Origin of the sequence: Methylomonas defluvii (assembly GCF_033949435.1) — a bacterium.
GTDB classification, from domain to species: Bacteria; Pseudomonadota; Gammaproteobacteria; order Methylococcales; family Methylomonadaceae; genus Methylomonas; species Methylomonas defluvii.
On record NZ_JAXARY010000027.1, the window covers coordinates 1 to 15314 of the forward strand.

The 15314-nt window shown below is 52.0% G+C and carries 11 protein-coding genes and 1 pseudogene; 2 read left to right on the forward strand and 10 right to left on the reverse strand.

What is annotated here, in order from left to right; all coding sequences use genetic code 11:
- Window positions 1–557: 557 nt before the first annotated feature.
- From QLH52_RS21315 to QLH52_RS21340, 6 genes and pseudogenes are all read right to left on the reverse strand, one after another.
- Window positions 558–1259: a hypothetical protein gene (locus QLH52_RS21315; protein ID WP_319962878.1), complete on the reverse strand. Its 702-nt coding sequence runs from the start codon at window positions 1257–1259 to the stop codon at window positions 558–560.
- A 138-nt stretch (window positions 1260–1397) separates the two neighbouring features.
- Window positions 1398–1703 (reverse strand): hypothetical protein, encoded by a 306-nt coding sequence (locus tag QLH52_RS21320; protein WP_319962879.1) that lies wholly within the window; start codon window positions 1701–1703, stop codon window positions 1398–1400.
- Window positions 1704–1729: 26 nt separating this feature from the next.
- A complete protein-coding gene (locus QLH52_RS21325; protein ID WP_319962880.1) occupies window positions 1730–2611 on the reverse strand; it encodes an HAD-IC family P-type ATPase in 882 nt (293 codons plus the stop codon).
- Between the two features lie 28 nt (window positions 2612–2639).
- Window positions 2640–2858: pseudogene (locus QLH52_RS21330) on the reverse strand (cation-transporting P-type ATPase); the annotation flags it as partial.
- Between the two features lie 50 nt (window positions 2859–2908).
- Window positions 2909–3622: a DUF2490 domain-containing protein gene (locus QLH52_RS21335; protein ID WP_319962881.1), complete on the reverse strand. Its 714-nt coding sequence runs from the start codon at window positions 3620–3622 to the stop codon at window positions 2909–2911.
- A 150-nt stretch (window positions 3623–3772) separates the two neighbouring features.
- The gene (locus QLH52_RS21340) at window positions 3773–5419 is read right to left on the reverse strand and encodes a SulP family inorganic anion transporter (protein WP_319962882.1); all 1647 of its coding nucleotides are present in this window, start codon (window positions 5417–5419) and stop codon (window positions 3773–3775) included.
- Window positions 5420–5745: 326 nt separating this feature from the next.
- Here QLH52_RS21340 and QLH52_RS21345 point away from each other — a divergent pair, with 326 nt between their 5' ends.
- Both QLH52_RS21345 and QLH52_RS21350 read left to right on the forward strand, forming a co-directional pair.
- A complete protein-coding gene (locus QLH52_RS21345; RefSeq protein WP_319962883.1) occupies window positions 5746–8319 on the forward strand; it encodes a YbcC family protein in 2574 nt (857 codons plus the stop codon).
- Window positions 8316–10193, forward strand: coding sequence for a proton-conducting transporter transmembrane domain-containing protein (locus QLH52_RS21350; protein ID WP_319962884.1), 1878 nt, complete (start codon window positions 8316–8318; stop codon window positions 10191–10193). The genes QLH52_RS21345 and QLH52_RS21350 overlap by 4 nt, the downstream gene beginning before the upstream one ends.
- A 469-nt stretch (window positions 10194–10662) precedes the next feature.
- Here QLH52_RS21350 and QLH52_RS21355 read toward each other — a convergent pair whose 3' ends face one another.
- The 4 genes from QLH52_RS21355 to QLH52_RS21370 form a co-directional block, all read right to left on the reverse strand.
- Window positions 10663–11130, reverse strand: coding sequence for a hypothetical protein (locus QLH52_RS21355; protein ID WP_205453599.1), 468 nt, complete (start codon window positions 11128–11130; stop codon window positions 10663–10665).
- A gap of 246 nt (window positions 11131–11376) precedes the next feature.
- Window positions 11377–13104 (reverse strand): bifunctional protein-serine/threonine kinase/phosphatase, encoded by a 1728-nt coding sequence (locus QLH52_RS21360; protein WP_319962885.1) that lies wholly within the window; start codon window positions 13102–13104, stop codon window positions 11377–11379.
- Between the two features lie 28 nt (window positions 13105–13132).
- Window positions 13133–13432, reverse strand: coding sequence for a hypothetical protein (locus QLH52_RS21365; RefSeq protein WP_319962886.1), 300 nt, complete (start codon window positions 13430–13432; stop codon window positions 13133–13135).
- 78 nt (window positions 13433–13510) lie between these two features.
- The gene (locus tag QLH52_RS21370; RefSeq protein ID WP_319962887.1) at window positions 13511–14986 is read right to left on the reverse strand and encodes a NarK family nitrate/nitrite MFS transporter; all 1476 of its coding nucleotides are present in this window, start codon (window positions 14984–14986) and stop codon (window positions 13511–13513) included.
- Window positions 14987–15314: the final 328 nt, after the last annotated feature.

Here is a 15314-nt window from a genome sequence, read left to right on the forward strand (position 1 = left end):
CGCGGGTTCGTAGCCAGTCACTTTTTCATCTTCCACGGTTCAAGTCGTTGTATTCTCCATTACAAATCCAGTTAGGGACAGTATCAATACAGGGAAGTTATTTTTGGCGAAATCCTTAGCGGGTCTTGAAGGCATGTGTTACACCATTAATGAGTGACACTATTTGCAGGTTTGAAGCGTTGGGATTGACCCGCAGAAGAAGGCGGTTGGTCAAACGTCCAAATGACCTTTAATGAATAACAAGCTGAATCTGCGTTTGTGGACGTAAGCTGGGTTGAATGATAATGAAACCCAGCTTGGCACGGAAACCCTTAAATGACTTGCTGTTAGGTATATCGACGAGTCAAGCAACGCTCGTCGCTATAGCAAGCGCCACCGTCCAATGTTATTAACCCGGCCCTTAAATACCTTTTATCCTGAGTTTATCGAAGGGTGCGCCAAATCAGGCTTCGACCGGCTCAGCCCGAACGGAATATCGGTGATAAATAGGACCGGGTTAATAGTGACGCCATGCTGTTACTGCCGGGACATTTACAGGGCATGGCGCTTATTCTGATTTACGGTAAGGTGCAAGTGCCGTTGCCGCCGTCTCTAATGTAGTAGTCGGTGGAAACGGTGCCATTGGCTGCCGAGATTACGTTCAAACCCGCCCCCAGAAACACGGGTACTGATTTTCGGGTGGTTCCGTTCAATTGGGTTAACGGCGTGCCATTGATAGATACGTTTAATAGGTAGCTGCCATTATCGAACAGGTTGACGAAGTACTGGGTATTACCGCTAGCCGGGTTTAAGGCACAGCCTGGGGTGACGGTGGTATAAGATTTTCTACTGGCAGCGTATTCGAGAACGCCGTCAGCGCTGAAAGTGTTAGCTGACGTATCGGGTAGATCGCAGAAGCCCGGTTGTACGGTGAAGGCGTAGGTATCAGCTGTTCTACTAGACAGGGCGACCACAACAGAGTTATTACCATCAACAAGCCAGACCGCGACATCGGGTTGCGACGCGGTAACTTTGGTCACAATTCCGCCATTGAGAGTAATCGTTGCCTTATCTTTTGACCTTGGGTTGAAGAGGCCGGTTTGAACGGTTGCCGCTTGCAGGCCGGTGGCTGGATTTACCGCACACTGAACCATAGACGAGGCAAAGGTTTTTCCGCTTGGGCCGATTTGAATAGTCGTTGCAGCCTCAACCCTAGGGATTGCAGATAAGACCGAGAGAATTGCCAATAGCTGTATTGGCAAGCTTTTTATCGTTTTCATATTCCAAATGCCTTTAGATTAATTAGAGCGGTCTAAATTACTATTTGGCGATGAATTGAATGTTAATTCCACATTAGGGTTAAGTTAAATTTCCCTTCGAAGCGAGTCTGCCGCATTCGCAGGGAAAGCGAAAATCAATCATACAATTTCGAAAGAAAAAATGAGGGCAATGACAGTCATCGACACCAGACCAATGATAAAAAGCACTTCCGCCCAGCGCTCCAAACCGATGGTTGAGCGCTCCAGCCGAATCGACAAAAACGATAACAGCGCGCTGATGGTGAATAACAAACTGTCTACCGCCAACGCCTTGTCGATCACGTAACCGACCATGCCTGAAGGCTGACTTTTGACGATGCTGATGACCATAATGCAAACACCTACCATCGTGGCCGAATTGGGCAAAATGTGGTGGGAAAGGTCGTTATTGAGAGGGTGTTTCATTGAATATTTTTTAAGCACTATGGTGGCTATAGGTTTACGTGGCGATAGAAAATCCGTTTCGCCAATTCCGCGGTCAGGATGTAAAGCAATACGATCAAACTCAGCCAACCGATAATCGCCGCCGGCAGCGGTTGAAAGCCTATGAACGGCGCCAAAGGCGTATAAGGCAATGCCGATGTCAGTGCGACGATGGTGGCGGTGGTGATCATCAAATACTTGCCCGGGCGATTGCTGAATAAGCTGTTTTGGCTGCGCACCACGAACACGATCAGCGCAGCGGAAATCACCGATTCGCAAAACCAGCCGGTGCGGAATTGCTCGACCGGCACTTGCAGCCACAACAACACGCCGAAGGTCAGGTAATCGAACACCGAGCTGATAATGCCGAAGGTAATCATGAATTTACGGATAAAGCCTATATCCCAGCGGTGCGGTTTGCCGAGCATTTCCGGATCGACGTTGTCGGAAGCGATGGTCATTTCCGGAAAATCGGTCAGCAGATTGGTCAGCAAAATTTGCTTGGGAAGTAGTGGCAGGAACGGTAAAAACAGCGAAGCGCCGGCCATGCTGAACATATTGCCGAAGTTGGCGCTGGTGGCCATGAATACATACTTAAGGGTATTGGCAAAAGTCACGCGGCCTTCGCGAATCCCCGCCAGCAATACCCGCAGATTTTTTTCCAGCAACACGATTTGCGCGGTTTGCTTGGCGACGTCGGCGGCGCTGTCCACGGAAATGCCCACATCCGCCGCATGCAGTGCCGAGACATCGTTGATGCCGTCGCCCATATAACCGACCACGAAGCCGGCTTTTTTCAAAGCGACAATGATGCGTTCTTTCTGGTTGGGTTCGATTTCGGCGAATAAATTGACTTGGGCCACTTGATTGATCAAGGCTGTTTCGCTCATCCCGGCCAGATCGGCCGGTGGCAAACAGCAGGATCAGAATAATCGAACTTTTGAATTGCCCGAAAAATAAGCTGACGGTGCTGGGAGGCTTGTGATTTTGTAAACGGTTATCGCCGTAGTGTTTCAGACGCGATGCGGCTTCCTGCTGGGTCAGACCGTGTTCATCGGCTTGCAACTGCTGGAACAATTCCGAAATCGGATTATGCCAAAACGGTTTTGTTTGTTTGGGGGCGACTTTGCTGGGCATCTGCGACCTCGATAATCGGTTGAGCGGACCTTGTGTTTAACGTCCGCTGCTTAAAAATTAACAAACACCGACGCCATGCCCAAATGCCGCATCGTGGCCGCACTGTGATTGGCGTTATCGAGATATTGGTTCATGTAACCCAATTCGGTTCTAACATTTTTGTTGAAGCTCCAGCCGAAACCGGCAAACGCGCGGTTTTGATCAAACCCGGACTTGCCGCCGAAGGTGGTGGAATTGACCCGGTAAAAGGCTTCGTCCCAAGCAATCAAGCTCAAGCGCGGCTCGAACTCGAGGGGATGCATGAATTTGATCATTTGCCGGGGACGTTCGCGTAATTGGCTACCGTTTAAAAAGTTGGTTTCCCACATCGTGCGGAAGGTAAAAGTGCCGATCTCCGTGGGCAATACATACCGAAATGCCGGCCAAATATCCTGTTGGGAGACATAAGATTTACCGATGTTTTGAGTCGGTAGCCAAGTGTAACCGGCCCAGAGTGTGGCTCGGTCGCTTAGGGCATAACCGGCCGCTGTACGCACCATGCCTTGATACCAATGACCCCAATCGCCATCGAAGCGCGATTGGCCTTCCAGCCAAACCCGGGCGTTTTTCAGGCTGGGATCGATAAAGCCCATGCTGCCTTCGGCCACGGCTTGTAACCAGGCGCCGGAGTCTTCAAGCAATTCAGTAGCGTTTACAGCGGTCGAAGTAACCAGTAGCGAGCATACGCAGCAGGAATACCATAATGTTCGCGATAGTGTGTGCATGACGATTCTCCAAAATTTAGGCAAAAGCGTCTGTATCTCCCGGTGTTATCGGGAGAGGAACGGGCTTTTGGCGGGGTTGTTAAGGTGTGGTGCTGAGGACGGCTGGGGCGTCACGCGACTGCTGTTGCCGTCGCGTGCGCCTGAGCCGGGTCAGAGTGCAATTTTGCGGCGCGCCGCGAGATGATGGTCGGAGTAGCTTTCGTGATCGTCCAAGCCGACAATTTGGCAACGGCCGCCAGCTTGGTTGTAATCTTCGGCAAAATGGTGGATGAATTCCATGACCGTATGGTCGATTAAATTGGCTTCGGTCAAATCAAAAAATACCGTTTTCCGTTGCGGAAAATCGGCCAGCAAGCTTTTCAAGGTGATGAAGTTGGAAAACACAGCCGCGCCGGATACCGCAATATGATGGGTATCGGCATCGGTTTGACGCACATGAAAAGCCATCGAAAAGGCGTTGCGTAGCTTGAGGCCACGGCTGACATGTATTGCCAGTTCCACGGCGATGCCGATCGCCACGCCAACCAGCAAGTCGGTCGCCAACACACCGAGAATCGTGATGACGAAGACGGCAAAATTATCCACACCGACGGCCAGGGTTTTCGCAAATTCTTTGGGTGAGGCCAAGCGAAAACCGGTGAACACTAACAGTGCGGCCAGAGCCGACAACGGGATTTCGTGAATCAGTTTGGGAAACAGCGCCACGAAGATCAGCAGAAATAAACCATGAAAGAAGTTGGCCCAGCCGGTTTTTGCGCCGTTATTGATGTTGGCGGAGCTACGGACAATCTCGGCGATCATCGGTAAACCGCCGCACATGCCGGCAATCACGTTGCCGATACCGACTGCGGTTAAATCGCGATTCAGGTTGGAGCTGCGCTTATACGGGTCCAGTTTGTCCACGGCCGAGGCGCTTAACAGGCTTTCCAAACTGCCCACCAGCCAGATGGTTAATACCGCCAGCCAAAATTCGCCGGTGGCGATTTTGGAAAAGTCGGGCAGATAAAACCCGGCCAGAAAATGTTCCGGTACCGCTACCAAAAATGACGGGCCGACACTGAATTCATGGTGCGGCAGAATCGCGGCATCCGGCAAAAACAGGTATTGGTGGATATGGTCCAAATCAAAATACTGACCCAAGGCCAAGCCGAGTAATACCACCAGCAGCGGGGCGGGGATCATTTTTAAAGTGGGATGTTTGATCACTGACCAAAGTATCAACAGCAACAAGCCGAGCAAGCCGATCAACGACACTTCCGGATTCATGTCCATCAGCGAGTGCGGGATTTCGGCGATGGTCCCCAACAGGCTTTTCGCTTCCGGTTTAACCCCCAGCAAGGTATGAATCTGCTTAGCCATGATGATGATGCCGATGGCGGCCAGCATGCCGTGCACCACGGATGAGGGGAAAAAGGCACTGAGCTTGCCGGCCTTAAACACGCCCAGCAGCACTTGCAACACGCTGGCGATAACGATAGCGGCGAGAGTGTAACGATAACCGGCCATCGCATCGCCTTGTCCCAATGATTGTACGGCATCAACGATCACCACGATCAAACCGGCCGCCGGACCGTTGATCGTGACATACGAGCCATTGATTCGGGAAACCACCACGCCGCCGATAATCGCGGTGATGATGCCGGACATCGGCGGAAAGCCCGACGCCATGGCGATACCCAGGCACAAAGGCAGGGCAATCAAAAATACTAAAAACCCGGATAGCAGATCGCTACGCCAGTTTTCGATTAAACCGGGGAGCCCGGATTTAGGCAAGGTGGCCGAAGAGGATGTGGTCATGGTCTTTCTCAAGTAGCCTAGGAAAACCAAAGTGCAGCGAGAAACATGCCAGTTTTGCATGAACTGCGTCAGTGCAGATATATCAAGGGTTGTGGACGTGCTTGCCCGGAAAATGGTTGTCGATTTGATTGATTGGCCTGGTTGATTCGTCAGCTTCAACCAATTGGGTGGTTTATTTGCACCGATGGGGCTTAGCTTGGGGTTTAAGTAATAGTCTGGAAGCGTTGGTGTGCCGGTGTTTAGGGATTTGGCACGCACTATGCTGTGTTAAGCATAAGAGGCTGTTCGCCTCAACTTCTGTTTGATTAGCGAGGTTTAAGTTACAGATGTCTGCTTCTGCCCATCACAATGTTCACAAAGCTGCTTTCGATCTCAATGCGACTATCGACCACATCGCCCATTGGCTGCCCAGCCAGGGGCCTATTAAGGATTTTATTCACCACAACACCTTGCATGCCGTGCAGGACTATCCGTTTCACGAAGGGGTGGCGGTGGCGGCTCAGGTATATGGCGCGAAAAGCTATTTGCCTTTGGCCGATTATCTGAAACGCTATGACGAAGGCCGGATCAGCGGTCAAGCGCTGGAATGGGCGATTGCTCAGGCCAATTGCAGCGTCTATCAAGAGCAGTCTTTGCGGTCGTCTTTGTTTGAGCCGGATGATCATAGCCATTACCCGCCGCAGTCGTTGGCTAACCACGGTATCCGCACTGCTTGGCTCAATCATCTGGAAATCGACTTGAACGGGATGGTGCATCCGGTGATGTTCAGATTGTTAAGTAACTTTCTTGATCAGGGCATAAGCCGTTGGGCCATGCCCAAGCCAAACGAGCGCTTCTGGGATTGCGTGTTACGTTTGGTGCAAAACAGCCTGTTACCTCTGTATCCGTTTCATCAGCCGGTGGTGCGGCAAATGCTGGACGCCGGGCCGGACCAGGTGATTTTGAATTGTTTAAGCAAAATCGTCGGTGACGAAACCTTATACGGCCAATATCTGTTGGAAGTATTGCTGGCGCATCCCGGTTGGTCGGGGATGGTGCGGATTATCGAAACCCAGCCGAATGTGTTGTTGGCACCACGGGCTATTTCGCTGAAAGAATTGTTAGCGGTGGAATTGGCTTGCGAGTTGGCGTTTATCGATAAAAAGCACGGACATCGGTTTTTACAGATCGCCCAGCTACCGAATTTACACGCTATTCCGTTACTGGAGCGCGATGCCACCCAGCCACAGGTGCCACTGAAAATGCGAGTATGGCACGAGGCAATGGAGTGGTCGCTGCATTCTGAATTACTCATAGCCTTGCGCGAGCAAGCGCCCATTAACCCGTCAGCGGAGCATGCCCCCAAAGTGCAGGCGCTATTTTGCATTGATGACAGAGAATGCTCGCTGCGGCGCTATCTGGAAGAAATGGATCCGGGTATCGAAACCTTCGGTGCACCGGGATTTTTTGGTATCGATTTTCTCTACCAAGGTTTGGATGATGTGTATCCGGTGGCGCAATGTCCGGTGGTGATCAAACCCAAACATCTGATTTTGGAATCGACAGATACACCGCAGTCCGATAAACCGGAGAAGGGCGAATCGCTGTCGACCCTGCATTTTGGCGCGCATTCCATGTTGCGCGGCTGGTTGTATACGCAAACCTTGGGCTTGGCCTACGCCTTACGACTGGGCTGGAGCGTGTTGCGCCCCGGTGGTCAGTTGCCGGGCATTCAAAGCTTGAGCGAAGTTGAAGCCCATAGCCATTTACACTTACTGCGGGAGAGCGATGAGCCCAACGCAGACGGCTACTTGCTGGGGTTTTCGTTGATGGAAATGGCGGATAGGGTGGGCGGTTTGTTGCGCAATATTGGCCTGACTAAACAGTTCGCGCCCTTGATTGTGGTGGTCGCACACGGCTCCAGTAGCGTCAACAATCCGCATTTCGCCGCTTACGATTGCGGTGCTTGCTCCGGTAAGCCCGGTGCGCCGAATGCGCGGGCTTTTGCCTGGATGGCTAATCATCCGCAGGTTCGCGATATTTTGCGGGAGCGCGGTATCGATATTCCCGCCAGTACGCATTTTGTCCCTGCTTTGCACAATACCAGTCGCGATGAGATCACTTACTTCGATCAGCAACAGCTGGATAAGGCCGCGCGCTACGAGTTTCACAGTTTCCAACACAGTATGCAGCATGCCTTGCAGCGCAACGCGCGCGAACGCTGCCGCTGGTTTGAATTGGGGCCGAAATCGCATAACAACGCGGAAGCGCATAGTCATGTGGTGGCGCGGGCCTCGTCGATTTTCGAGCCGCGCCCGGAACTCAATCATTCCAATAATCTGTATTGTGTGGTGGGGCGGCGCGACTTGACCCGGCATCTATTCTTGGATAGAAGGGCGTTTTTGCAATCCTACGATCCTAACAGTGATAGCGATGGTTCGATCTTAGTGAAAGTGTTGTCAGCGGTGATTCCGGTGTGCGGCGGCATCAATCTGGAGTATCTGTTTTCGCGTATCGACAATTCCGTCTACGGTGCCGGCACCAAGCTGCCGCATAACGTGATCGGTCTGTTGGGTGTGGCTAATGGTGTTGAGGGGGATTTGCGTACAGGCTTGCCGTCGCAAATGGTCGAGGTGCACGAGCCGGCGCGCTTGTTAATGGTGGTGGAGCAAACGACCGCGATTGCCGATCAGGCCATTGCTATGTTGGGCGGCTGGCGGGAATGGCTGGACAACGAGTGGATACGTTTTGTGGCTTGCGATCCGGTGAGCCGCGCCCTGTATTTGTACAGCAGCGATGGCTGGAAAGTGGCCGAACCAGCCGCCGGCAGGCCGTTGCCGGTTGCCAGCCACTCGGAAAAAATTATTGTCGGACAAACCCGGACGATTCCGGTTCACCAATTGGCAAGGAGACTGGCGTGAGTGCTTTATTATTGGCGTGTGTGTTATTGCCATTGCTTGGATTTTTGCTGATTTTTTTCAGCCCGGACAACGAACATCGAATTGCCGCGATTAGTCTGTGGATGACCCGAATCAAAGGGGTGGCTGTGCTAGGTTTACTGGCTGCATGGGCCGCCCATGGCTTTGCCAACTTTGAATATCAATGGCTGGTGTTGTATCAACACGACGATTACCAATTCCCTTTGCTGTTTTTTCTGGATCGAGTCGGCGCCGTGTATTTATTTGTGGTGTGGGCGGTGTTTTCGGCCATTGTCAAATATTGCCGGGTATATTTGCACCGGGAAGCGGGATATAAGCGCTTCTTTCAGGCTATTTTTGGGTTTGCGTTTGGCTTGAATCTGATCGTGCTGTCCGGCAGTATCGATATGCTGTTTGCGGGTTGGGAGATCGTCGGCATCTCCTCATTCTTGCTGATTGCCTTTTACCGCCATCGCCCGCAGCCCGTGCGCAATGCCTTACGCGCCTACACCATTTATCGTTTTTGCGATGTTGGTTTGTTGGTCGGTACCTGGATGAGCCATTTGCTGTTTCATGAAAGTCAGCATTTTAGCCAGTTGCTGACTATGTTCGATCCCAACAATATTCCGCCCGCCGGCTATGCCTCCTTGGCCATTTTATCCTGGCTGATTATTTTGGCTGCTTCCGGCAAATCGGCGCAGTTTCCATTCAGTTTCTGGCTGCCACGGGCCATGGAAGGGCCGACGCCGTCCAGCGCCATATTCTACGGGGCGCTATCGATTCATCTGGGTGTGTTTTTGTTATTGCGGACCATGCCGATCTGGAGTTATCACTACCTGCCGCGTTTGATTGTGCTCAGCACCGGCGTTCTGACGGTGTTTGTCGCCACCTTGGCGGAGAAAACCCAGTCCAATATCAAAGGCCAAGTGGCTTATGCTTCCATCGCGCAAGTCGGGATTATGTTCGTCGAATTGGCATTGGGTTTGGAAGATTTGGTGTTGCTGCACTTTATGGGCAATGCGTTTTTGCGCTGCTATCAGTTGTTGGTATCGCCATCCATTGTGGCGCATTTACTGCGGGTGGAAGGCAATGTCGATAGCGATTTTTATATCAAAAACAATGAACAACTGACGTTTTTGCCGGCGTCGATTCGCGATTCCTTGCCTGACGTATTGCAAAATACCTTGTATGTCTTTGCCTTGCAGGAAGGGCAGTTGGAATTGTTGGTGAAGAAGATTTTGTGGGAACCGCTGAAAAACCTGGGCCGGCAATTGAACGGGGTGAGTCTGTGGATCAAAATTTTGGCGGGCCTCGCGCTGTTGGCGATCATTGGCATCGCCGCTTCCGGCGTCAGCAGCGTGGCCAGAATCTATTTGTCCATGCCGATCTCCCTGGCGATGGCGGTCGTGTCTTTAAGCGCATTCAGTAACAAACGCAGCCCGTTTCAGGTTTGGCACAGTGTGGCCTTGAGCAGCATCTTGGCGGGTGTGGCCGTGTGGCTGATGGTGCCTGCCGCTTGGTACGACGTAGCCTTGTTCTTCAGCGGCATCATTCCCTCCTGGGCTTTGGGTATTGTGACGCTTAGCGTTTTGCTGAGACATTACCATTTCGCCGACGAACCTTTTGTATTTCGCGCCTTTGCCGAAACCCGTCCCGGTTGGTCGCTGATGCTATTTTTGAGTTTCTTAGGTCTGGTGGGCTTTCCCATCACGCCGGCATTTTTAGGCGAGGATTTACTCTTGTCGCATGCCAGCAGCCAACATCCCTGGTTTGCCGCGCCGATTACCGTGTCCTTTGTGATCAACGGTATCGCCATCGCCAGAGTGTATTTAAGGCTTTGCATGGGGCGGCCGGTGGAGCTAAGAGGGGCGGTTTGAGGTTTGTTGGTTCTCAACATTTACGAAGGTGGACCGACGAGAGTGGTCAGAACTGGGCTGTTGGGCTTCCTTCCTTTCTGTCTGTCCGGTTCGGAGCCTATAACGCTCGATCAAATGCTAATTGCATATCAGATGTAGGGTATGCACTGCGTACCATTTAATGGCTTTTTTGGCAGCCAAAAGGTACGCGGTGCGTACCCTACCGGGCTTCGGCTTTAGTGATCGCAGTGGAATGGATAGCCTCTGAGATTGCAAGTCCGGGGTAGGTTTTGTGTAGCCTTGATGCAGCGTTAGCGGAATCGAGGGTGTCGGCCATCCATCATCAGACTAACATAGGCAAATTTTAAGGGTGGTGGCCTTCGAACCCTCGATTTCATCGAGGCTACTGACTGACTTGGAAAGACCCACTGCGCGCTAACCTAGAGCTAACCGGCGCGGGCGACCAGAGGGAGCGAGTTTGAGAGCCGGGTTAGCGATTATCGTCACCCATTCCGTTCATATCCAGCCACTTGGTGCTTTTGCTGTCAATTGACAGGTTGCTATCAAGCCAAACTTCAGCTTCCCAGAACTGTCTGTCATACCACTTCATGTAGGCCCTTGATGCGTCCTTTATCAGATGAAGCAGCCTTGTTCTTTGGTACTCTGGGATCGCCTGAGTAGATGAAACACGCTGAAGTTGCCAAGATGCTGAGCTAGGGCCAACGTGACCTGATGTCCGTAAGCTCAGCGCAACCGAGTCGACAAAAAAGAGCCATTCAAAGGAAGCGATACCGTGTGCGACGTCCTCTTTCGATAGCAGATACAACACCGAATTTGACTGAGCATCGACCCATCTCGTATTTCGCTCTCCTTTCTCGGTGATCAAGGCTCGAGCGTGCTCGTGCTCTGATACGAAGCTGCTGACAGTCGATGCCAGTGATTCTGAAACGAATGCCATGAATGTCTTATGGATGAACGCTAACTATTGATTATCAGGCAATTTTGCCTGCCTATTGATGTGCCACTGACTTTATCAGGTAGGGGTTTTATGTCAAGCCCGCTCCGATTGGCGATGCGCATGGAGGACGATGGCTTTGAAATGTGCGATTACGCAAGCTAACAGTATCTACATTTTGAATGCCAGCAGGAACAGACTACGACATGCACGCCAATTGCCAGCCGTTCATTCTTTTTATGCAGGCCGCTATTTCCGGCTCAACAAGAACAGTAAAACCACGCTGATCAGAAAGAACAGCGCTGTTGTGCTTTTCCAGAACAACAGTGGGTTGCGTTCTATAAGCGGAATCTTGTCTTCCGCTTTCAGGAATTGCGGGTTGGGGGTGGAAAGATCGTGCAGGAATTCGGACAATTCGTCGTAGCGGGATCGTGGCGAAACGGTCGTGGCCTTTTTCAGGGCGCCGTCTATCCAGATCGGCACCATTTCGTTGCGGCGGATGCTGGGAATGTAAACCAGGCGCTCGAGATTGTGGCGATTGGGTTTTTCCGGCATGTTGGCGAATGGCAGGCTGCCGTTGAGCATTTCGTAACAGATGACGCCCAAGGAGAACAAATCCGACTTTACCGTGCCGGTTTGCCCCAGGTGATACTCCGGCGCGGTGTAGTTCAGTGTGCCGAGAATATTCTCGGTCTGATGCCGGTCAAGCGGGGTGATCTCGGCGATGCCGGCGATTTTCACCGAACCGAAATCGATGATCTTCACCGTGCCGCTGTTGTCAATCATGATATTTTCCGGCTTCAAATCCTGATGCAGCATTTCCATGCGATGAAAGGCGCGTAGCCCTTTGGCGATTTGTTCGATCAGGGCGCGTACCCGCTTGATCTCCGGCTTGGGGTTCTGAGTGATCCATTCTCTTAAGGTTTGCCCCTCGATAAATTCGGTTACATAGTAAAGACAGCTTTTAGCACGGTCGGATTCGAGCACCGTCAAGACGTTGGGATGGTTGAGGCGTTTGCCGGCCCATTCTTCGTGCAAAAAATGCTCGATATAATGGGTGTCGTCGTTATATAGCACCGATGGTGTTTTCAAAATCACCCGGCGGTTATGCAGCGTATCGAAGGCTTGGTAAATTTGCGTGCGTTTGCTGGCATGCAATTCCGCTTCGATCCGGTAGCCATCCAGCAGCATGCCGGGTGACAGCGGCGGCGGGAAGGGCAAGTGCCCATGGTGCCGCAATATTTCGTCTTCGCGCAGCTGCGGCAAGTCGTCGATACGAACAAGCTGGCAGGTTACATTATCGTCGCTGCCGTTAGCCAAGGCGGTTTTTACCAAGATTTCGGCAAGGGCTTGCAGATCGGAATCCTGCGCGAGCAGGGCTTTTAGGTGGTGCTCGCTAATAAAATCGTGGAGCCCGTCCGAAGTCATTATGAACAAGTCGTTTTTTTCGACGGTCAGCGATTTGTAATCGACCTCCAAATGCGGCTCGATACCCATCGCCCGATTCAGATAGCTTTTGTCGTTGGACACCCAAAGCCTGTGGTCGCGGGTCAGTTGCTCCAAGTCATGTTGTCGCCATAAATAAATCCGCGAATCACCGACGTGCAGAATATGGGCGGTGTTGGATTTAAGTACCAGCACACTGAGCGTGCTCACCATACCTTTAACCGAGGCATAGCGGATTTGTCCCTGGCTGTGCAGCCAGGAGTTGGTGGCAGAGAGGATTTTTTGGCCGGCCTTGGCCACCGACCAGGAATCCGGCGTGCTGTAATAATCTTCCAAAAACGCGGTAATGCAGCAATGGCTGGCTTCCTTGCCGGCTTCACTGCCGCTCATGCCGTCCGCAATGCCCGCTACGATGCCTTTTAGGGTGAGTTGCGGTTCCTTGGGGACGACAGCCCCCCAGCAATCTTCGTTTTCGGGTTTCACACCTTTGTCGCTGTGCGAACCGAGCTTGACTGATAAGGTTTTGCCCATAGTCTGCGGATAACGGATGTTGCGCGGCTTAGCAGGTGCGGTAATGGCGCAATTCCGCCAGGCGCTGTTCCAGTTTAGTCATCAGCAAGGCTTGGTGATGGCGTAGTAACACCGAGTCGCTGGGGCGCGGGGGTAGGGTGGCTTCGATTTCGTGGTGGACCAGGGAAATGACATGCCGCCTCAGAACGGCATCTTCAGGCAAAAAAGGGTGGCTTTTGGATTGGGGGAGTTGTTGCGTTGCGTGGCGTTCTCTAGCGGATGCCTGGCAAGCGCAACGCCAGCAAACGATTAAAGTCAAGGCTAGGATGGCTAATAATGCTTCGATCATGGGTATTCCTCTAAATAACTCAATATTAAAAATTACTGAAACGATACTTCGGCGGATGACGCCGGAATGCTTTGCCGGTTAAACCACTTCGATCATGGCCACGCTGCCGTCTTCCATCACTTCTGCCATGTGGCCGGCGGGTTCCTCGATAAATTGCACCGCCAGCGCAACCACGACAGCCGTACCGGCGATGGTCAGAAAAAAGGCTTCCGGTGTGACAAAAGACAAGACTGTTAGAAAGGTAACGCCGCCCACATTGCCGTAAGCGCCGACCATGCCGGCAATTTGCCCGGTCATACGGCGCTTGATCAAGGGCACCATCGCGTAGACGGCGCCGCATCCGGCTTGGACGAAAAAGGAACATAAAAAGGTCACGGCAAACGCCAGGGCAATGGGCCATGCCGAATTGATTTGCGACATAGCGGCATAGCCCAGCGCACAACCGATTACACAAACGCTCAGCGACAATTTTCGCCCGTACTTATCGCTCAGCCAGCCACCGCCAGGCCGCGCGACCAGGTTCATGAACGCGAAGCTGGATGCCAATAAGCCCGCTTGCACCGGGGTAATGCCGGTCTGTTTGAAGGTTTCGTGGAAAAACAGCGGCAGCATCGACACGACGGCGAGTTCGGAGCCGAAGGTCACCAGGTATGCGAGATCCAGAATGGCGACTTGCTTAAACTTGTATTGGTGTATCGGTTCAATGGGTTGGGTGAGATGTTCCTGATTAACGTGCACGATTTTGTACAAGTTGTAGAGAAACAATAGCCAAATCCCGATGTAAAGGCCTATGGTAGTGTCACCGGATAACAGTTGCATGCCGGTTGGCGACAGTTTCCAGGTCAGCAAGCTTAACGCTGCATACAAGGGAATGGTCATCAGGATGTAGAAGAACAGATCCCAGATGCTGGTGACTTCCATGGCGCCGGCTTTCTTGGGTTTGAAATACGTCGAACCTTTGGGCGTATCGCTGACGCTGAAAAAATAAATCACTGAATAGAGCAAAGCCACGATGCCGGTGCAGGCAATCGCATAACGCCAACCGTTTTCGCCGCCGAATGCCAAGGCCAATGACGGTAAGGCGATGGCCGCAGCAGCTGAGCCGAAATTGCCCCAGCCGCCGTAGATGCCTTCGGCAACACCCAGTTGTCTGGCTGGGAACCATTCGCCGACCATTCGGATTCCGATGACAAAGCCGGCACCGACGAAACCCATCAAAAATCTCGCCAGCGCCAGTTGCTGAAAGTCGTCGGCAGCGGCAAACATGAAACAGGGAATGCTGCTGATCGCCAATAACGTAGAGTAGGTGCGTTTGGGGCCAAATTTATCCACCAAAATACCGATGGCAATCCGCGAAGGGATGGTCAATGCCACGTTTAATATCAGGATGGTTTTAATTTCGGCTTGGCTGAGTTTAAGGCTCTCGGCAATCGCCAACATCAGCGGTGCATGGTTGAACCAGACCACAAAGCTGATGAAAAACGCCAGCCAGCTCATGTGCAAAATCTGCATTTTGCCGGTAAAGCTAAAAAGATTGAGTTTGCTCGAGGACATAACTTACCTTTGAAAAGTGGAGGATAAAATGAATTCCGCTGGCCGGATCGAGCGTCGGAAATTCGTATCAAGTAGCTTGTATGTACAAGCTATTGCTCCCCTTGAAAAGGGCTTATTTACTCATGAAGTGTGGGTGTCCTGAAACGAGCGAAGGCAAGGCACAACAGACGAATAAACAGCTTGGCTGAAGTTGATCAGCCTATTTTCAACGTCGTTGTTGAAGGGAGCAGAAGGTGCAGCGTTGCACGGGCTATATGATAGCACCCATTATGTGAAAGTATTCAATCCGGCTGTTGTCTGGAATGCGGAATGAGCCGGCGAAGCAGTT

Excerpts from the sequence above, each read along its gene's own strand:
- QLH52_RS21315 (WP_319962878.1), bottom strand. The coding sequence starts at position 1,259 with ATGAAAACGATAAAAAGCTTGCCAATACAGCTATTGGCAATTCTCTCG.
- QLH52_RS21320 (WP_319962879.1), bottom strand. The coding sequence starts at position 1,703 with ATGAAACACCCTCTCAATAACGACCTTTCCCACCACATTTTGCCCAAT.
- QLH52_RS21325 (WP_319962880.1), bottom strand. The coding sequence starts at position 2,611 with ATGAGCGAAACAGCCTTGATCAATCAAGTGGCCCAAGTCAATTTATTC.
- QLH52_RS21335 (WP_319962881.1), bottom strand. The coding sequence starts at position 3,622 with ATGCACACACTATCGCGAACATTATGGTATTCCTGCTGCGTATGCTCG.
- QLH52_RS21340 (WP_319962882.1), bottom strand. The coding sequence starts at position 5,419 with ATGACCACATCCTCTTCGGCCACCTTGCCTAAATCCGGGCTCCCCGGT.
- QLH52_RS21345 (WP_319962883.1), top strand. The coding sequence starts at position 5,746 with ATGTCTGCTTCTGCCCATCACAATGTTCACAAAGCTGCTTTCGATCTC.
- QLH52_RS21355 (WP_205453599.1), bottom strand. The coding sequence starts at position 11,130 with ATGGCATTCGTTTCAGAATCACTGGCATCGACTGTCAGCAGCTTCGTA.
- QLH52_RS21360 (WP_319962885.1), bottom strand. The coding sequence starts at position 13,104 with ATGGGCAAAACCTTATCAGTCAAGCTCGGTTCGCACAGCGACAAAGGT.
- QLH52_RS21365 (WP_319962886.1), bottom strand. The coding sequence starts at position 13,432 with ATGATCGAAGCATTATTAGCCATCCTAGCCTTGACTTTAATCGTTTGC.
- QLH52_RS21370 (WP_319962887.1), bottom strand. The coding sequence starts at position 14,986 with ATGTCCTCGAGCAAACTCAATCTTTTTAGCTTTACCGGCAAAATGCAG.